The 18420-nt window shown below is 72.2% G+C and carries 11 protein-coding genes; 6 read left to right on the top strand and 5 right to left on the bottom strand.

The features are described 5' to 3' along the window. Positions 1-75: 75 nt before the first annotated feature. Positions 76-1200, top strand: a complete 1125-nt coding sequence (locus G3I78_RS08095) for a fructose-specific PTS transporter subunit EIIC (RefSeq protein ID WP_164422166.1) — start codon at positions 76-78, stop codon at positions 1198-1200. Between the two features lie 19 nt (positions 1201-1219). Here the strand turns inward: G3I78_RS08095 and G3I78_RS08100 are convergent, their stop codons facing one another. The 3 genes from G3I78_RS08100 to G3I78_RS08110 form a co-directional block, all read right to left on the bottom strand. After that, on the bottom strand, positions 1220-2413 hold the full coding sequence (locus G3I78_RS08100) for a HAMP domain-containing sensor histidine kinase (protein ID WP_164422167.1): 1194 nt from the start codon (positions 2411-2413) through the stop codon (positions 1220-1222). Then, a complete protein-coding gene (gene cseB / locus G3I78_RS08105) occupies positions 2410-3108 on the bottom strand; it encodes a two-component system response regulator CseB (protein WP_164422168.1) in 699 nt (232 codons plus the stop codon). The genes G3I78_RS08100 and cseB overlap by 4 nt, the downstream gene beginning before the upstream one ends. A gap of 86 nt (positions 3109-3194) precedes the next feature. Next, the gene (locus G3I78_RS08110; RefSeq protein WP_164422169.1) at positions 3195-3656 is read right to left on the bottom strand and encodes a hypothetical protein; all 462 of its coding nucleotides are present in this window, start codon (positions 3654-3656) and stop codon (positions 3195-3197) included. Between the two features lie 169 nt (positions 3657-3825). On the opposite strand from G3I78_RS08110, the gene G3I78_RS08115 reads away from it, so the two are divergent. Then, entirely contained in the window at positions 3826-4080 is a 255-nt protein-coding gene (locus G3I78_RS08115; RefSeq protein WP_164422170.1) for a hexameric tyrosine-coordinated heme protein, read from the top strand. A gap of 116 nt (positions 4081-4196) precedes the next feature. On the opposite strand, the gene G3I78_RS08120 is transcribed toward G3I78_RS08115, so the two are convergent. Next, complete coding sequence (locus G3I78_RS08120; protein WP_343243680.1) at positions 4197-8048, bottom strand: hypothetical protein; 3852 nt, start codon at positions 8046-8048, stop codon at positions 4197-4199. Between the two features lie 203 nt (positions 8049-8251). Between G3I78_RS08120 and G3I78_RS08125 the strand changes: the two genes are divergently transcribed. Together G3I78_RS08125 and G3I78_RS08130 are read left to right on the top strand one after the other, a co-directional pair. Then, positions 8252-11710: a S8 family peptidase gene (locus tag G3I78_RS08125; RefSeq protein WP_164422171.1), complete on the top strand. Its 3459-nt coding sequence runs from the start codon at positions 8252-8254 to the stop codon at positions 11708-11710. Positions 11711-11888: 178 nt separating this feature from the next. Next, positions 11889-12482, top strand: coding sequence for a TetR/AcrR family transcriptional regulator (locus G3I78_RS08130; RefSeq protein WP_164422172.1), 594 nt, complete (start codon positions 11889-11891; stop codon positions 12480-12482). Positions 12483-12488: 6 nt separating this feature from the next. On the opposite strand, the gene G3I78_RS08135 is transcribed toward G3I78_RS08130, so the two are convergent. Continuing rightward, complete coding sequence (locus G3I78_RS08135; protein ID WP_164422173.1) at positions 12489-13514, bottom strand: SMP-30/gluconolactonase/LRE family protein; 1026 nt, start codon at positions 13512-13514, stop codon at positions 12489-12491. Between the two features lie 173 nt (positions 13515-13687). Here G3I78_RS08135 and G3I78_RS08140 point away from each other — a divergent pair, with 173 nt between their 5' ends. Both G3I78_RS08140 and G3I78_RS53145 read left to right on the top strand, forming a co-directional pair. Next, the gene (locus G3I78_RS08140; RefSeq protein ID WP_164422174.1) at positions 13688-15496 is read left to right on the top strand and encodes an NAD(P)/FAD-dependent oxidoreductase; all 1809 of its coding nucleotides are present in this window, start codon (positions 13688-13690) and stop codon (positions 15494-15496) included. 255 nt (positions 15497-15751) lie between these two features. Beyond that, the gene (locus G3I78_RS53145; protein ID WP_164422175.1) at positions 15752-18376 is read left to right on the top strand and encodes a BTAD domain-containing putative transcriptional regulator; all 2625 of its coding nucleotides are present in this window, start codon (positions 15752-15754) and stop codon (positions 18374-18376) included. The last annotated feature ends 44 nt before the right edge of the window (positions 18377-18420 follow it).

An 18420-nucleotide genomic window follows, 5' to 3' on the forward strand; every position in this document is an offset into this window, starting at 1 on the left:
CCCCGGGGCCGGCCGCCTCCCGGCCGGCCCCGTCTCTCCCCCATGTCTCTCCGCCCCGCCCTCTGGAGCCTCCCCATGTCCCACGACACCGTCCCCATGAACGAAGGCGCCGCATCCGGTGAGCACATCGGCGTCCGGTTCGGCCGCCTGCTGACCGACGGCATCCGGCACCTCGGTCCCTTCGTCGCGGTCGGCGGGCTGCTGCTCGCCCTCGCCTACCTGATCAGCGGCTGGAAGATCAGCATGAACGCCGCCCAGCTGATGGAGCAGTCCTTCGCCTGGACGAGCGCCGACAGCTGGGCCACGCTCATGATCCGGTCCGGCTCCACGGCACTGGCGTTCGTGGTCCCGGCCCTCACCGTGTACGTCGCGTACGGCGTCGCGGGCCGGGCGGCGCTGGTCCCGGGCGCGGTCGGCGGACTGCTCGCCATGAACCTGGACAGCGGCTTCCTCGGCGGTCTGGCCACGGGACTGCTCGTCGGCGCGAGTGTGCTCGGCCTACGGCGCCTCGCCCTGCCCCAACGAACGGTGACCGAACCGCTGATCGCCTCGCTGGTGGCCTCGGTGGTGCTGTACGGGCTCGTGCGCGACTGGCTGGCCGACCTCCAGATCGGCGTGAACGGCCTGCTGACCCGGCTCACGGAGGGCCACGGCGCACTGCTCGGACTGGTGCTCGGCGTCTTCGTCTGCTGCGACCTCGGCGGCCCGGTCAGCAAGGCCACCTTCTCCTTCGCGGCCGGGGGCCTGAGCGTCGCCACCCCGTACAACCTGAGCGTGGTCGCCGCCGTCGTGGCGGCCGGAGCGGTCCCGGCCCTCGGCATGTCGCTGGCCACGATCGTGCGCGGCCGGGTGTTCGCCCCCGCCGAGCGGTCGTACGGCAAGGTCGCCTGGCTGCTCGGTCTTGCCGGTGTCTCCGAGGGCGCGATCCCCTTCGCGGCGGCCGATCCGCTGCGGGTGCTCCCGGCCGCCATGGCGGGCGGCGCGGTCACCGGCAGCCTCGCGATGACCTTCACCACCACGCAGAAGGCCCTGTACGGCGGGGTGTTCGCGGCCGGGGAGATCGGCGAGCCGTTGCTCTACGGGCTCGCGCTCGCCGCCGGGATCGTGGTCACGGCCGGCACGGCGATCCTTCTGAAGAGCCTCGGAAAGGAGTCGGTCACCCGTCCCGCGGCCGTCGGGAAATTGGCGGTGGTGCGCTGAGCCGGGGAGGCCCGCGGGCTCACTCCGGGGGCCCGGCCCGCAGTCTCAGCTCGGCCTCCGCCCCGCCCTCCGGACGGTTGCGGAAGGTCAGGTCCGCGTCCAGCAGCCGGGCCTGGCCGACGGCGATGGTCAGGCCCAGACCGGTTCCGGTGCCCGGGGCGGTCGTACGGAAACGCTGGGGTCCCGAGGTGTGCAGGACCGCGAACATGTCGGGCGGGAAGCCCTCGCCGTGGTCGCGGACGCGGACGACCGGGCCGTCCACCTCGACCTGGACCGGTGGGGCGCCGTGCCGCAGGGCGTTGGAGGCGAGGTTGGCGAGGACGCGTTCGACGCGGCGCGGGTCGGTCGTCACGACAGCGTCGGCCACGACCCGGACCTCCACCCCCTCCAGACCGGACACCGCCCGCCGGACCATGGCGCTCACCTGTCGCTCCTCGGTGTCCGGGACGGCCACCAGGGCGTCCATGCGGGCCACTTCGAGGACGTCCTCGACCAGGGCGCGCAGGTTGCGCACGGAGCGGTCGAACAGCTCGGTGGCGGGGCCGGGCGGCAGCAGGCCGAGGGCCGTGGACATGCCCGCGACCGGGGTGCGCAGCTCGTGCGCGATGTCGGCGGTCACCCGGCGCTCCGCCTCCAGGCGGGCGCCGAGCGCGTCGGCCATGGTGTCGACGGCGGCGGAGAGACGGGCGATCTCGTCCCGGCCGCCGGGCCGGACCCGGGCGTCGAGGTCGCCGTTGGCGATGCGTTCCGCGGTGCGGGCGGCCGTCCTGGCCCGGCGGCCCATCCGCATCCCGAGGAACAGCCCCGCCAGGGACACCAGCAGGGTCGCTGCCATTCCCACCGCGGCCAACGTCCGGTCCAGGGTGGCCAGGGCCCGTTCCTCCGGGGCGTACGACCGTGACAGCGCGAGCACCTCGCCGCCGGAGACCTGGGTGGCCGCCCACAGCGTGTCGTCCCGCAGATACGTCACGCGGATCCCGTCGCGCACCGCGCGGGCCACCGGGCCGGGCAGGTCGGGCGGGTTGAGGCGGGCCGGGGACTTGCGGGCGGCCGCGTAGTCGTAGGCGGCGCTCATCAGCCGGACGTCCAACTCCGAGCGCGCGGTGCCCAGTTGGTTCCCGGCGGTGAGGTGGTGCACCAGGAGGCCGGTCACGGCCGACACCGACACCGCCGCGGCGGCCACGGCCAGGGCGACCTTCGTACCGAGGTTCACTTGGCGTGGGCCACCAGCTTGTAGCCGAAGCCGCGGACCGTCTCGATCCGCTCCCGGCCGATCTTGGCGCGCAGCCGCTGCACATGGACGTCCACCACCCGGGTGTCACCGGACCAGGCGTAGTCCCACACCCGCTCCAGGAGCAGGTCACGGGTGAGGACGGCACTCGGCGCGGCGGCGAACTCGCGCAGCAGCTTCAGCTCGGTCGTGGTCAGGGCGAGTGGGCGCCCGTTGCGCCGTACGTCCAGGGTCGTGGGGCAGAATTCCAGGTCTCCGAAGCACAAGGGTGCGGCCTGAAGCGTCTTCTCCTGGCCCTGGGGCGCCGACTCGACGGGCGCCACGCGCCGCAGCAGGCAGCGGATCCGGGCGACCAGCACCGAGCCGTCGAACGGCTTGGTCACGTAGTCGTCGGCGCCCGCCTCCAGGCCCATCACCACGTCCACCGGGTCGTTGCGGGCCGAGATGAGGAGTACCGGCACCCCGGACTCCTCGCGGATCCGGCCCGCCAGGCTCACCCCGTTGAGCCCCGGCATCATGATGTCCAGCACCGCCACGTCCGGCCGCCGCTCCCGGAACTCCGCGAGCCCGGCCACACCGTCGGCCGCGGTACGGACCCGGTAGCCGTTCTGCTCCAGCGTGAGCCGGGTGGCCTCACGGATCAGTTCGTCGTCCTCGACGAGCAGGATCTCGTGCATGGTCGCTCTCCCCAGGGTCGGCAACGTTGTCAGGGCTTCGGTACGGGTGTGAGGGCTTCGCAGGTGTGAGGGCTTCGGTACAGGTTTCAGGGCTTCGGGACATGAAGGGCCACTCCGCGTACGTCCTCCGCCCAGCCGGGCGCCGGCGGGTGGACGGGGGTCACGGCCGCGTGGCTGTAGTAGGCCGCGTACTGGCGCTTGACCAGCCCGCTGAAGACGATCGTGACCGCGTAGTGCGGGTAGTCGCCGTGCGGGCACCCCGATCGGCAGGCCAGATCCAGCACCGAACCGGTACCGGTGGCCCGCGGGGAACCCCAGTCGTGCCACTTCACACCCCACAGGACGGTGTCGGCCGTCAGGTCCATGGTGTCGGGGCGCGGCCAGGCGAGGGACTGCCAGTCCAGTGCGTACACCGGTCCCGTCCAGGGGATGCGGGAGGGCGCCGGGCCCTCGGACCGGATCTCGCCGCCCGCCGCACCGCAGGCCGAGAGGTCGGCCAGCAGGCAGGCGGCGAGTGACACCCGCAGTGCCGTATCTCGAAGGATCATGCCGAAACAGCGCCCGCCATCAAATGAACGGGACATTGATTCCTCCCGCGACATGGGTAAATGACTGGTCTTCCGCTCCGCGCGGGGCTTCCCCTCACATCTCACCCCTTTGCTCCAATATTGCGTGTCGCACAATAGCCGCCCCCATTGCTCCGTCGAAACTGGCGCCATGACACGCGTACCCGACGAAGGTCTCGTCCTGGTCCCCGGGAACTCCCTCCTCACCGCCACCCCCGAGGAGGGCCGAGCCCTGGCTCTGACCCTGGCCCGCCACACCGTCCACAACATCCAGCCCGACCTGGACATCCTCAAGGGCGGCCGCCCCAACTACTCCACGACCCCGGAAAGCCTCATGCACGCGACCCAGGTGGTGGCGCTGGAGTTCCAGACCATCGCGGCGGCGAACAACTACTGGCGCTCCTGACCGGACAGCGGATTCCGAATTACCCTTCGAAACCCCGGGGTTGCGTCTCCCCCGGGGTTTCGCACGTACTCAGTGCTTTCGTCAAGTACTCCGGGGCAGGGAAATACCCCTGCCGCTCAGCCTCCGCCGGGCGCTCGTCCCGCGTCTTGAGCAGTTCTGCTCAACGGATACCTGTTTCGCGGCCCACCGGGGCCCTCACCGCAGACCTTCCGATACGGGATGTCCGGAAGATACGCCTTCCACGCGGCCCTGGAGAGACCGGTGGAGCCGAGGCGGGCGCAGATGCCGATGACCGCCCGTTCCGGGTCGATCGGGTAGCTCTGGAGCGGAACGTGCCGGCTGCTCGCGTACACCGTGTCGCCGTCCCGGCCGAAGGCGAGGGACTGGATCTCCTCGCCGGGGGTGGGCAGGGCGGCGAGGAACTGGCGGGAGGCGACGTCCCAGAGCTGGAGGGTCCCCAGTCGGCCGCCCACGGCGAGGGTGCGGCCGTCGGGTGAGAAGGCGAGCGCGGTCACGGCCTCCGGGGAGCCGGGAAGCACGGTGGTGGAGGTACCGGCGACGACACCCACGGGGTGGCCGAGGTCACCGTCCCAGAGCGTCACCCGGCCCGAGGAGTCACCGGCAGCGAGACGGGTGCCGTCCGAGCCGAACGCCAGCACGTTCACCTCCCTGCCCTCACCCAGCGCCCGACCGGTGACGGGGCCCGAGGGCAACCGGGCGTACTGGTCCCCCGATCCGGCGAGCAGCCGTCCGTCGGGGCGTAGGGCGAGGGCCGCGCCGCGAAATCCCGGCACCGTGTCCGTCATGCGCAGACGCCCGGAACCGAGCTTCCAGACCTCGACCAGGCTGCCGTGGCGCGCGGCGACCGTGACGACCAGGGTGCGGCCGCCCGAGCCGAGCGCGAGGGACACGGGCACGCCTCCCTCCGTCGCCGGGATGTGGGCCGAGGCCCGAGCCTTTCCCTCCTCCGCGTCCCATACGGTGATCCGCTGCCGCCCTGATCCGGACGCGGACGGGGGCTCGCTGATCGCGACCGCACGGCCGTCCGGGCTGAACGCCGGTGGCGGCAGGGCATCCCGCGCGGCCGGTGCGGTCCTCGTCCAGCGGACGGCACCGGTCCGTGTGGAGCGCAGCGTCCAGCGGGTGGCGCCCGCCGAACGGTCGACGGTCGCGAGGGTGGTGCCGTCCGGGGAGAGCACGGCCGAGTCCGCCGGCGAGGTGAGCCAGCGGGGCGTGAGTGCGGCGCTCAGGTCGTACGAGCGGACCGTCGCCCCGACGAGGACCCGCAGCGTCCAGCCAGGGCCTGGGTCCCACTCGAGACCGCGCACCACCTCACCGGCCAGCGGTCGCCGGAAGACCCGGACCGGAGGTGAGGTCAGGCGCCAGACCGCGAGGTCCTGGTCGTCGGCCGTCGCCAGGAACGCCCCGTCGGGAGTGAAGCCGACGTCCGCGAAGCCGGTGTCGCCTGCGCTCTCCAGGTCGGTGCGGAGGCGCGCGCGGGGCAGGTCCCAGACCCAGACACCGGTGTGCGACACCACGGCGAGCAGCTTGCCGTCGGGGCTGAAGCGGAGCGGGTGCAGGCCGACTCCGCAGGCGCGTTCCTGTGCGGCGCGCTCCCACGGCCCCCGAATCCTTGCTCGGCGCTCGGTGTCCCACACCCTGAGGGAGCCGTCCGAGAAGCAGACGGCCATCAGCCGGCCGGCGTCCCCGACCGCGGCCAGCGACCCGTCACCGGGCGCGGACACTTCGAAGCGGGCCTTTTCCTCGCCCAGCCTGCGGAGTTGGACGGTGCCCGGCCGCGTGGCGGTACGGGGTGTGCCGAGGAGATAGCTGTGCCCGTCGGCGTCGAAGTCCAGCATCACCGCCTTGCGCAGGATGCGCGGGTCCGCTGCGGCTCGCCCCGAGTCGAGGTCCCACAGCTGTTCGCCCCGCGGGCCCGCGAGATAGAGGGTCCGGGCATCCGGGCTGACCTCGGACACCGCCGTGTCCTTGGGCAACTGGACCTGGACAGGCGGGCGTTGGCCGGTCACGTCCCGCAGTACCGTCCGGCCGTTGGCGGTGCTGAGCAGGGTGCGGCCGTGGTCGGTGAGGTACCGCATGGTGTCCTCGCCCATGTCCGGGTCGGTGAAGGTGCTCCGCTCCGGCTGGAAGAGCGCGCCGAGCAGCGCCGAGCGGGTCTCGGTGAGCGGGGCGATCCGCCAGGCGGCGAGGTCGAGCAGGGTCGCGGTGCGCGGGTCGGAGGAGCGCAGTCCGTCGGCGACCGTCACCAGGCTGCGCGCGGTGGCCTTGGCGCGTTCCTGCTCGCTCGACCGGCTCTGCTGCCAGGCGAGCAGTCCCGCCGCGAGCGCGAGCACGAGGAGTGCGGAGAGGGCGGTGGTGAGGGCGCGGAATCTTCTGGTGGTGCGGGTGGCCACGGTCCGTTCGGCGGCGCGGGCGGTGAGCGCTGCGGTGAGGAACGCCCTTTCCGAGCGGGTCAGTTCATCATCCCCCTCACCCTCGTCCTCCTCATCTGCCGCGCCCGCCGCGCCCGCCGCGAAAAGCTCCTCGGCCCGGCTGAGCCGGGTCCCCCGGTACAGGGCCCCGGGATCGCGGCCCAGTTCCTCCCAGGCCCTGGCGTCCTCCGTGAGCCGGTGCTGCTCGCGCAGCCGCTCGCGGTCCTCCTCGATCCAGTCGCGCAGCCGGGGCCAGCCGTCGATCAGGGCTTCGTGGGCCAACTCCACGGTGTCGTCGTTCACGGTGATCAGGCGGGCGGCGGCGAGGAGTTCGACGACGGCCGTGACCTCCTGTCCGGGTCCCGACGCCCCGGCCTCGGTGTCCAGTTCGGTGTGTGCGGCCGGGCGGCGGGTGTCGGCGGTGCCCTGGCCCGGGGTGATGAGGCGCAGCAGGACGCGGCGGGCGATTCGGGCCTGGGCCGGGGACAGTTCGGCGTACGCCTGTTCGGCGGTGGCGGTGAGCGCCCCGTGCACGCCGCCCGCCTCCTCGTAGGCGGTCATGGTCAGGGTCCGGCCGCGGCGGTGCCGCCAGGTCTCCAGCAGGGCGTGCGAGAGCAGGGGCAGTGCGCCGGGCCGTCCGGTGACCTCGTCAACGATCCTCGCGGTCAGCGCGTGCTCGACACTGAGCCCCACCGCGGCCGCCGGTCCGGTGATCACCTCCCGCAGTTCGGCCGGGTCCATCGGCCCGACCAGCAGACCGGCCCGGCTCACGGCGTCCGCGAGTTCACGGTGGGCGGCGCAATGACCGTAGAAGTCCCCGCGGAGCACCACGACCACCCGCAGTCGGCTCGCGGGCCGCCGGGCCGTCAGCAGCAGGTCGAGGAAGCGGTCGCGTTCCCCGCTGTCGTGGCACAGGGTGAAGAGTTCCTCGAACTGGTCGACGATCACCCAGGTGTCCCGCTCCGCGTCCTGGGGTGTGAGCGCCGCCGTGTGCGACCGGGCCGGCCGGGCGCCCGGGGTCAGGATGCGGATCACCGCGGGTCCGGCGTCGGCCCCGGCCTGCTGGAGCCGGGGGATCAGCCCGGCCCGCAGCAGTGAGGACTTCCCGCTCCCCGACGGTCCGACGACCGCCGCGAACCGGTGCTCCCGCACCAGGTCGAGTAACGCGCCGACCAGGTTGTCCCGGCCGAAGAAGAGGTCCCGGTCGCCCGGTTGGTACCGGGCCAGCCCCCGGTACGGCGGTACGGCCTCCCCGTCCTGGCGGGACCGCTCGACGGCCCGGTGCGCCTGCCGCCAGCGTTCCTCCCATTCCTCCGCGTCCGCCTCCAGGGCCTCGGCGTACGCCAGGACCAGTGCCAGCGAGGGGAGTTGATCCCCGGCCGCCGCTTGGGACAGCGCGCTCGTCGAGTACCGGGTCCGGCCCGCCATCGCACGGTAGGTGGGTCCGCCCGCCCTCTCGCGGAGCACCCGCAGGTCGTGGGCGAGCCGCTGGACCGGACCGGCGTCGGGGTCCACCGGCTTCTCACGTCGTCCCACCGGACTGCTCCTTTCACCGGTCGCCGGGGAGGGGCGGCGACCGGGTCGGCCGGTGCGGTGCACACCCCAACTGACGTGCGGGGCAACGGCATTGTTCAGAGGTCCGGAAGGGTACTGACCAACGCCCGGCGCACCAAGACTCTCCCTCGCCCCAGGGGACGCACCGTCACCCCCCACCCACCTGGAACAGGAGAGTCACCCCCTTGCGAGATCGTTCGATGCACCGGCCCCCTTCCGGGAAACGGATCAGACAGCGACTGCCCGGACGCGTCCCGGTGGTCACCTACGGCACCGCCGCACTGCTGGCGGTCGCCGGCCTGGCCGGTACGGCCGTCCCTTCCACGGCTGCCCCGTCCACGGCTCCCACTTCTACGGCCACCTCAAGTCCGCCGACCGGCTCCGCGGTCGGCGTATCGCACGTCACGCTGATCACCGGCGACACCGTCGGCGTGGATCGCGCGGGGCGGATCGTCGACGTGCGGCGGGGCGAGGGCCGCGGCCGGATCGGCTACCGCACACAGGTGGCGGGCGGCCACACCCTCGTCGTCCCCGCCGACGCGATAACACTGCTGAACAGCGGCAGACTGGACCGCCGGCTGTTCGACATCACACGGCTCATGGCGGACGGCTACGACGACGAGCATCGCGCCGGTCTGCCGCTGATCGTCTCCTACCGGGGCGACCGGAGCCGGCGCGCCGGAGCCGAGCGGACACTGAAGGCGGCGGACGCCCAGGTGCGACGCGAACTGCCCGCTGTGCACGGCCAGTTGCTGGTCGCCGACAAGAAGGACACGGCGGAACTCTGGCGGGCGCTCACCGCCCCGGGCACCCGGTCCGCCAACTCGCTGACCACCGCGCCCGGCGTGGACCGGGTCTGGCTCGACGGCAAGGTCGAGGCCGACCCGCGGGCCGCCGAGGGCCCGCCCGGTGACGACACCGGCACCGTCCAGATCGGCGCGCCCGACGCCTGGAAGGCCGGCTGGGACGGAAAGGGCGTCAAGGTGGCCGTCCTGGACACCGGAGTCGACCCGACCCACCCGGACCTGAAGGACAGGATCGCCGGCTCCCAGAACTTCACCGACTTCCCCGACACCGACGACCACTTCGGACACGGCACCCATGTGGCGTCGACCATCGTCGGCTCCGGTGCCGCGTCCGACGGCCGGTACACAGGCGTGGCTCCCGGTGCGCGGCTGCTCAACGGCAAGGTGCTGGGCGACGACGGCTCCGGTTCGGAGTCCGGCATCATCGCCGGGATGCAGTGGGCGGTCGACCAGGGCGCCAAGGTCGTCAACATGAGCCTGGGCGGCACGGACGCCTACGGCTCCGACCCGATGGAACAGGCCGTGAACAGCCTGTCGGCGTCCAAGGGAGTGCTGTTCGCCGTGGCGGCGGGCAACGAGGGCCCCGCCGAGCAGACCGTCGGCACCCCGGGCAGCGCCGCCGCCGCGCTCACCGTGGCCGCCGTCGACCGCAAGGACGTCCTGGCCCCTTTCTCCAGCCGGGGCCCGACGGCCGACGACCGGCTCAAGCCCGACATCTCCGCGCCCGGTGTGGACATCGTCGCCGCCAAGGCCGAGCACGGCACGATCGGCGAGGACGCGGGTACCGCCGGCTACGTGAGGATGTCCGGCACCTCCATGGCCACCCCGCACGTCGCCGGGGCCGCGGCTGTCCTCGCCCAGGAGCACCCGGACTGGTCAGGCGAGCGCATCAAGGCCGCGCTGATGGGCTCCGCCAGGTCCGGTGCCGGGCTGACGGCGTACGAACAGGGTTCCGGCCGGGTCGACCTGACCCACGCGATCACCGAGGCCGTCGTCGCTGATCCGCCGTCCCTCGACTTCGGCACCCAGCTCTGGCCGCACGACGACGACACCCCGGTCACCAGGACCCTGACCTACCGCAACACGGGTGCCGCACCGGTGACCCTGAGCCTCACGGCGGCCGGTACGGCGGGCATGTTCACCGTCTCGCCGGCCACGCTCACCGTCCCGGCGGGCGGTACCGCCACGGCCACCGCCACCGCGGACACCCGCACGGCCGGGCCGGACGGTGTGCACTCCGGCGCGGTGACCGCCGCCTCGGCCGACGGCCACACCGTCCTGCGCACCCCGGCACTCGTCGTGCGCGAGGTCGAGTCGTACGACCTCACCGTCAAGACCGTCGGCCTGGACGGCCGGCCGCCCGCCGTGGCCCTCGTCGCCGTGGTCCCCAAGTCGGCCGCCAAGCTGCGGTTCCCGTACGACCGTGACACCGACGGCGACTACCAGGTGACCGTACGGCTGCCCAAGGGCCGTTATCTGATGGACGACTTCATCTGGGACGGCCAGGAGAAGTACTCCATGCAGGTCGCCCCCGAGGTGAACCTCACCAAGGACACCTCGCTCGTCTTCGACCAGCGCAAGGGCAAGAAGGTCACCATCACGGCCCCCGCCCCCGAGGTCTCCGGCGACTATCCCCTCGTCCGGTTCGCCACCAACGGAAGCAAGCGGGCGTACGACTACGGCATCGCCGCGTCCCTCACCGGCACCACGCTCGCCCAGGTGGGTCCGAGCGCTCCGCAGGACAGCTTCATGGCCCAGGTCACCGGGGTGCGGGCCGCGCCGGGTGCGGGCAAGCCGCAGTACCACATCGTGGTCGGCCGGAAGGGATCCTTCTTCAACGGGCTGGTCCACACGGTCCGTCCGTCCTCGCTGGCCAAGCTCGACCTGGCGATCGGCTCCACCGTCAAGAGCACCGAGGCGGTGCCCGGCGGCCAGTGGGAGACCCCGGGCTTCCCGCAGCTGACCGGCATCGACACCGGCACGCTCGGCACGCGCATCCCGGCGCCGACCGGTCACGCGGCGGTCTATGTGTCGGCGGACCAGGGCCTGCGCTGGAACATGAGCCTGAGCCTCTACCGCCCCGGCGGGCCCTACGCGTACTCCGTGACCAACAGTGTGAACGCCACGGGCTACAAGTCGGGCCGCACCTACCGCGAGACGTACAACAAGGCCGTCTTCGGACCGCAGGTCTCCGGTGGCACGAACTGGATCGGCGGCTACCGCTCGGGCGACAACTACGCCCTGTGCAACTCGCTGCTCTCCGACGGGCGTTACGTGTACCCGCTGGAGGGCGAGCAGACGGCCAAGCTCACCGCGGGCGGCAGGACCTACCTCGACGTCCCCCGCGATCCGTGCGACTACGGCGTACTGACCGGACTTCCCGAGGAGAAGACCGAGTTCACGCTGACCAACGAGACTCGGCGCAGCCTGCGGGACTACAAGGTGAGCGACAGGGTCACGGCGACCTGGACCTTCACCTCGCAGCACGTGGACACCGCCGGGCCCGCGCAGCCGTTGCCGCTCTCCGTGGTCCGCTTCGCACCCGAGCTGAGCCTGACCGCCACGGCCAAAGCGGGGCGGAAGACGGTGGTCCCGGTCACGGTGCACGGCCCGGCCGCGGCCAAGGGACACCTCAAGTCCCTCTCGGTCCGCGTCTCCTACGACGGCGGACGCACCTGGCACCCCGTCACCGTCCACACCGGCGCGTCCGGCAAGCGCTCCATCACCCTCACTCCCCCGGCGACGCCCGGCACGGTGTCCTTCCAGGCCGCCCTGTCCGACACCGAGGGCAACACGTACAGCGGAACGATCGACAACGCCTATCTCACCGTCAGGTGATCGGTACTCCCTGAAAGCGCCGTGACCGGCCGCTGACCTGTGCCCGGCGTCCTGGAGGGCGCCGGGCACAGGTGCGGGTGCGGGTCGATGCCGGACCCGGGTGCCGGCCCCATCGCGGTCCCCCTGGCCCGGCCGACTGGTCGGGGCGATTGATCGGGGCGACGGATATCCTCCCGGGATGACTCCGCAATCCCCACCCGGCGAACGGCGGTCCGCGAACGACGGGCCCAAGGCAGCCGCCCGCAACCGGGCCGCTCTCGTGGCCGCCGCCCGGGAGATCTACGCGGAGTCCGGTCTTCAGGCCCCGCTGTCCGCCATCGCGCGGCGCGCCGGGGTCGGCCAGGGCGTGCTGTACCGGCACTTCCCCGATCGCTCGGCCATGGCGTTCGCCGTCCTGGAGGAGAACGTCGGGCAGATCGAGCGGGCAGCCGACGCGGACGGCGCGGACATCGCGCACCTTCTCGGTGTGCTGACCTGGCATCAAGCGGAGTCCGCCGCGTTCGTCGGCATCCTGCACGCCGAGGGCATGAGCAGCCACGCCGAAGTACCCGCCTACGCCCAGGAGTTGTCTCTCCGGGTCGAGCGCGCCCTGCGCCGGCATCTGCCGGACGGCCATCGGCTGACCGCTCGGCCCGACGACCTCATGATCGCGGTCGCGATGGTCTCGGGCGCGGTGACCGGCCCCACCCGTGAAGAGCGGGAGCGCCGTGCGGTGGCGGCCTGGCGGCTGCTCGGCATGGAGGTGGGACCGGTTCGCCCCTTCGAGGGGTGAACGGCGTCAGCCGCCGTTGGACTGTCGGGTGCCCTTCGCCAGCGCGTCGAAGGCGTACACATAGCCGCCCGCGGGCCCGCTGACCGTCATGTAAGCCCTGGTCCCCCCAGGGGTGATGGCCACGTTGGTCGCCGACTGGAGGCCCTTGGCGGCACTGGCGGGGACCTCGACGGTCGCGAGGCGCTCACCGTACTTGCTGTACACGATCATGGCGGGCCTGCCGTGCAGCCCCTGATAGAGGTTGCCGTCGGCGTCCACGGCGATCGAGTCGGTCTGGGCGAGCCCGCCGTCGACCCGGACGGCGGTGTGCCGTGAGGCCGCCAGGCCCTTGTCGTCCAGCAGGAGATAGCCGATGCGGTTCTCGGTGAGTTCGCTGATCCACAGCCCGCGGCGATCCGCGTCGAAGGAGATGCCGTTGGGCGAGGCCAGGCCGCCCGCGAGGACGGTGGCCTTCTGCCCGTCCCGGTCGATGCGCACCACGCGGCCGATCGCCTTGCCCTCGGACATGCCGCGCGAGTCGCTGACGTACAGGTTGCCCTCCTGGTCGAAGGCGAGGTCGTCCGGGTTCATCGCCGCTCCGTCGATCTCGCCGGAGAAGAAGGTCCGCGGATCGCTGCCGTCCGGCGCCAGGCTCACGATGTCGCCGTGCGCGAAGTCGGTCAGGTACAGGCGTCCGTCGTACGGGCTGAACTGGGCGGAGGTGTAGGCGCCTCGACCGTCGGTGTACAGCGGGCGCGAGGTCTTCTTGCGGACGTCGACGCTGAGCACCTTCGGCTGGCCACCGGGCGCGGTGACGTCGACGACGAGCAGCTTGCCGTTCGCGTCGAAGGTGGGCCCCTCCAGCAGGGTCATGCCCGTCTCCGCGTGCACCTTTGTCAGTCGCAGCACCTTCTGGGCGCGGATCGTCATCTGCCCGCGCGCGTCGGCCGCCGGGTCCTCGGTGGAGCGGGCGGTCTGTGCGCCGCACCCGGTGAGGGCGAGTACGCCGATTGCGGCGAGCAGGGAAAGGGGCCGGATCGGGAGCCGTCGCATGAGATCACTCATTCCTTCCAGGGGTGTGCGGGCGCAACCGCCCCACCAACCGGACACTACTGTCCGGTCCCTGTTACCGTAGTACACGGCTGCCCAAGTCCGCTGCTCGCCTGTGCAGTTAGCGGCTCGGACGGCTTCTTGGCAACGAACCGCAAGGAACGAGGTCCCCCCACATGGCGAATTCGCACCCGTTGTCAGACCAGGCGCTCACCGATCTGCGGGAGCGCTACCGGACCGAGCGGGACCGGCGGGTACGGCCCGACGGCGCCCGTCAGTACCTCGGCGCCGCCGCCGAGTTCGGCTACTACGCCGATGACCCGTACGCGGGCGACACAACCGAGCGAGAACCGCTGCGGGACCGGGTGGACGTCGCGGTCGTCGGAGGCGGCTTCGGCGGCATCCTCGCCGGGGCACGGCTGCGACAGCAGGGTGTCCGGCGGGTCCGCGTCGTCGAGACGGGAGGTGACTTCGGAGGGACCTGGTACTGGAACCGGTACCCGGGCATCCACTGCGACGTCGAGTCCCACGTGTACCTCCCGCTGCTGGAGGAGACCGGCTACATCCCGGAGTGGAAGTACGCGCCCGGCGACGAGATCCGTCGCCACGCGGTGCGGATCGCGGAGAAGTTCGACCTCTACGCCGACGCCCTGTTCTCCACCTCGGTCACCTCCTTGACCTGGGACGACGCATCGGAGACCTGGGGCGTCACCACTGACCGGGGCGACGAGTTCCAGGCCACGTACGTCGTCACGGCCACCGGCACCCTGTCCGAGCTGAAGCTCCCCGGCATCCCCGGCATCGAGACCTTCGAGGGCCACACCTTCCACACATCACGCTGGGACTACGCCTACACGGGCGGCACCCCGGACGGCGGCCTCTCCGGTCTCGCGGACAAGCGCGTGGGTGTCGTGGGCACCGGCGCCACCGGTATCCAGGTCGTACCGAAGCTGGCCGAGGACGCCCAGCACCTCTACGTCTTCCAGCGCACACCTTCCACGGTCGATGTGCGCGCCAACCGACGCACCACGGCCCAGGACGTCGGCGCCGGCCGGGACGGCTGGGCACGTGAGCGCCGGGACAACTTCCTGCGCATCGTCTCCGGCGAGACCGCCGGGGAAGACCTCGTCGCGGACCAGTGGACGGCCACGGCGGGCCTGTTGGAGAAACTGCTGCCGAGCTTCCGGCGCCAAGGTGACCGGGCGGGCTTCGAAGCGGACTACGAGGTCGCGGATGCCGTCAAGATGAACGAGATCCGCGCTCGCGTCGGGCAGATCGTCACCGACCCGGAGACGGCGGAGAAGCTGAAGCCCTGGTACCGGTACGCCTGTAAGCGCCCCACGTTCTCCGACCACTATCTCCAGGCGTTCAACCGGGACAACGTCACCCTGGTCGACACCGCCGACACCCACGGCATCGAGCGGATGACCGAGCGCGGCGTCGTGGTCGAGGGCACCGAGTACGAACTGGACTGCCTGGTCTTCGCCACCGGCTTCTCCGTGGGCCTGTCCGGCATCACCTCGGGCAGGCTGCCGGTCCGCGGCCGGGGCGGGCGCCAACTCCAGGAGGCCCGGCGGGAGCAGGGCCCGCGCACCCTGCACGGCTTCACCGGCAACGGCTTCCCCAACCTCGTGCAGCTGGGTGGCGTACAGAGCGCCGCCAGCGTCAACTACACGCATGTGCTGGACGAACACGCCGTCCACGCGGCGGCCCTCATCGCCGCCGCCGAGGCCGAGGGCGCCGTCGTCGAACCGTCCCGCGAGGCCGAGGACGCCTGGATCGCGGCTCTGTCCGAGGGCGCGGCCGACCACGAGTGGTTCCACGCCGAGTGCACCCCCGGCTACTACAACGCCGAAGGACGCGGCCGCCCGAACGGCCCGACCGCCTACCCTCACGGGGCGTTCGCCTTCCATGAACTGCTCGCGCGCTGGCGGGCGGAGTCCCTGGGCGAGGTGCTGCGTCCCAGGACCGCGGGCCCGAGCTAGGCCACGGCCGCGATACGCAAGTCGCCCTGCGGGACGCGGTGTTGAGGGTGCGGTTTCCGGTATGCGAGGCAACCGTGGACAAGGTATCGAACGCCCGTATACGACCTTTGTGCGCTGCTAGAGTCGCAACGCCGGAAGTCGTCCCACCGCACCGTCGGCACGAGGTCGTCGGCGGAGCGGTGGCGATGTCCCGCATCGGGGGGTTCGATGCCGCTCATCGCGAAAGCTCTCGCACCGCGCGTCGAGGGGACCTCTGTGCCGCCGACGTTCACGGAGGCGGCGAGCGGCGGGCTCACCGTCCTGCACGCGCCTCCGGGTTACGTCGACGGCGAGGGGCTGGCGACCGCGCTGACCGGGGCGGGGAGGCATCCGCTGTGGTTGCGGCTGGACGTCGAGGACGGCGATCCGGCGACGTTCCTCATCTCGCTGGCGGCCGCCGCGTGCCGTCAGCGGGAGGGCGCCTGCCGTGCCACGCGGGAGATGCTGCGGGCCCGGCCGGGTCCCGTGTCCGGCTGGCCGCCGCTGTTCGGCCGGCTCGCCTCCGACCTCGTGCCCCTGCTGCGGAGCCGGGGTGCGCTGGTGCTGGAGAACGTCCATCACGCGTCGGCACCGTCGCAGACGCTGCCCCTGGCCGTCGCCCACCTGCTGCCGGCCCTCGTCGCCGCGGGCGTCCCGTGTGTCCTCGTGAGCCATCAGCAGGTGCCCCGCAGGTTGCTGGGCGGGAGTGAAGTCCGCCGTTTCGGGCCCGAGTTGCGGGTCCCGCCGAGTGTGCTGGAACGGCTCCTGGACGTCGACGCCCCGGTAGCCGGGCGACTGCGGCGACGGCTGCGCGGTCTCTGCGGCGGCCGGGCCGCAGTCATCGACGCGGTGCGCACCGCGTACGCCCTGTCCGGCGCCCGGGAGGTGGAGCGCGCCCTCGACGGCGCCGACGACGTGGAGGACCTGCTCACCCGGCTGGCCGGGACGCTCCTCCACAGCGCCGACGGGGCCCAACAGCGCTCCCTGGGGCGGGCGGTGCGACTGGAGTACGCCCATCCGACGCTGATGGGCAGCGGCCTGCTCCCCTCCGGGCCCTGGTTGCAGGAACTGGAGGACGGCTGGACCCGGGTGCGCACGGTGTGGCGCGGTCCGCTGCGCACGGTCCTCGACCAGTGCGGTCTCCCTCTCCGTGAGGAACTACGGTGTGCGGCAGCTCAGTTGGCGGCGCTGGACGCGGTGGAGCACGCCGTACGCCTGTATCTCGACCTCGGCGACGGGGAGTCCGCGGCCCGTCTGATCACCGACAGCTCCGACGATCTGATGGACGACGGCCAGTGGGAGCTGCTCGACGGCTGGATCGGCCGACTGCCCGCCGCCGTGCTCGACGGACACCCTCAACTCATCTACATCCGGGGTGAGATGGCCGCCGCCTGCGGGGCCGCGGGACGGGCCCGGAACTGGTTCGACCTCGCGGCGTCCCGGTTCGGCGACCGCGCCGACTCCGACGGCGCCTGTCGCAGCATGCTGGCCGCGAGCGTGGTGGCGGCCGGCGCCGGTGACATGGCTGCGGCCACCGACCGGGCCCTCGCGGCCTACGGGCTGGCCGACACCGACGGCCTTCCGGCGCACCGGAGTTGGGCGGGCTGGCAGCGAGGGCGGCTGGCGCTCCTCGCCGACGACACGGAAAGCGCGCTGGCGCACTTCGCCGGGATCGCCGTAGCCCCGTCCGACGGTACCGCGGCAACCGGTGCGGGGCCCGGCACGGCCGCCGAGGCCGCGGCCACCGCCCATCACCTGGCGCGGCAGGTGCAGGGACTGCGTCATGAACAGGCCCTGCACCGGGAGTCCCTGACCGTGCTGAAGGACATGGAGCACGGCATCCTCGACCAGATCACGCACAGCGCGAACCCGTCGCCGGACTGGCTCGGCCAGGTCGTGGGCCGGTGCGGCTGGTCGCACACGCCGGTCCCGTTGAAACTGCTCGACGTCACCCCGCCGCCCGTCAAGGGCGACAGGCTGTGGGGAGACCTGTGGCGCACGTTCAAGGGCGGGCGGCCCGAACCGGCCCCCTCCGTTGTCCTCGACTCACCAGCCACGGCGTCCACGCCGAGCACACCTCTCGCGCCGGACCGTGCGCCGACGCGTCTGCTCGCCGTCCATCTGCTCGGCCCTCAGGTGGTCACCGTCGAGGACACCCCGGCGGACAGCTTCACCGGCGGCCGGGCCCGTTCGCTCTTCGCCTATCTGCTCACGCACCGCGATCCCTGGCCACGCCGTGAGGCGCTGATGGAGGTGTTCTGGCCGGGCTCGTCCCCGGTGGCCGCCCGCAACAGCCTGAACGTCGCGATCCACGGCCTGCGCCGCACCCTGCGCACGGTCACCACCGAACCGGTGATCGTGCACTGCGACGGCGCCTACCGGCTCGCCGACGACGTTCTGTTGTGGCTGGACGTCGAGGAGTTCGAGCAACGCGCCGAACGGGGGAGGCAGTTGGAGGAGTCGGGGAGGCTAGGCGGCGCGATGTCCGAGTACGAGTGCGCGGCGGGCCTGTACCGGGGTGATCTGCTCGCCGACGAGCCGTACGAGGACTGGCCGGTGCTCGACCGGGAACGGCTGCGGCTCGCAAACCTCGACGTACTGGACCGGCTCGGCGGTCTCTCCTTCACCTTCGGCCGGTACGCGCCCTGCGCGGCGCTGTGCCGGCGGATCATCGAACTCGACCCGTGCCGCGAGGACGCCCACCGGCGCCTGATGCGCTGCTACTGCCGACAGGGCCAACCGCACCTCGCCCTGCTGCAGTTCCGCACCTGCACGCGGCTCCTCCAGGAGGAGTTGGGGGTCCGACCCGGTCCGGCCACGGTCGAGTTGCGCGACCATATCGCACGGCATGACCGCATTTGATCCCGCTTAAATGCGGAATCCGCTACGGCTAAGCGCCGACATGT

The sequence above is a fragment of the Streptomyces sp. SID13726 genome (assembly GCF_010548375.1).
GTDB lineage: Bacteria > Actinomycetota > Actinomycetes > Streptomycetales > Streptomycetaceae > Streptomyces.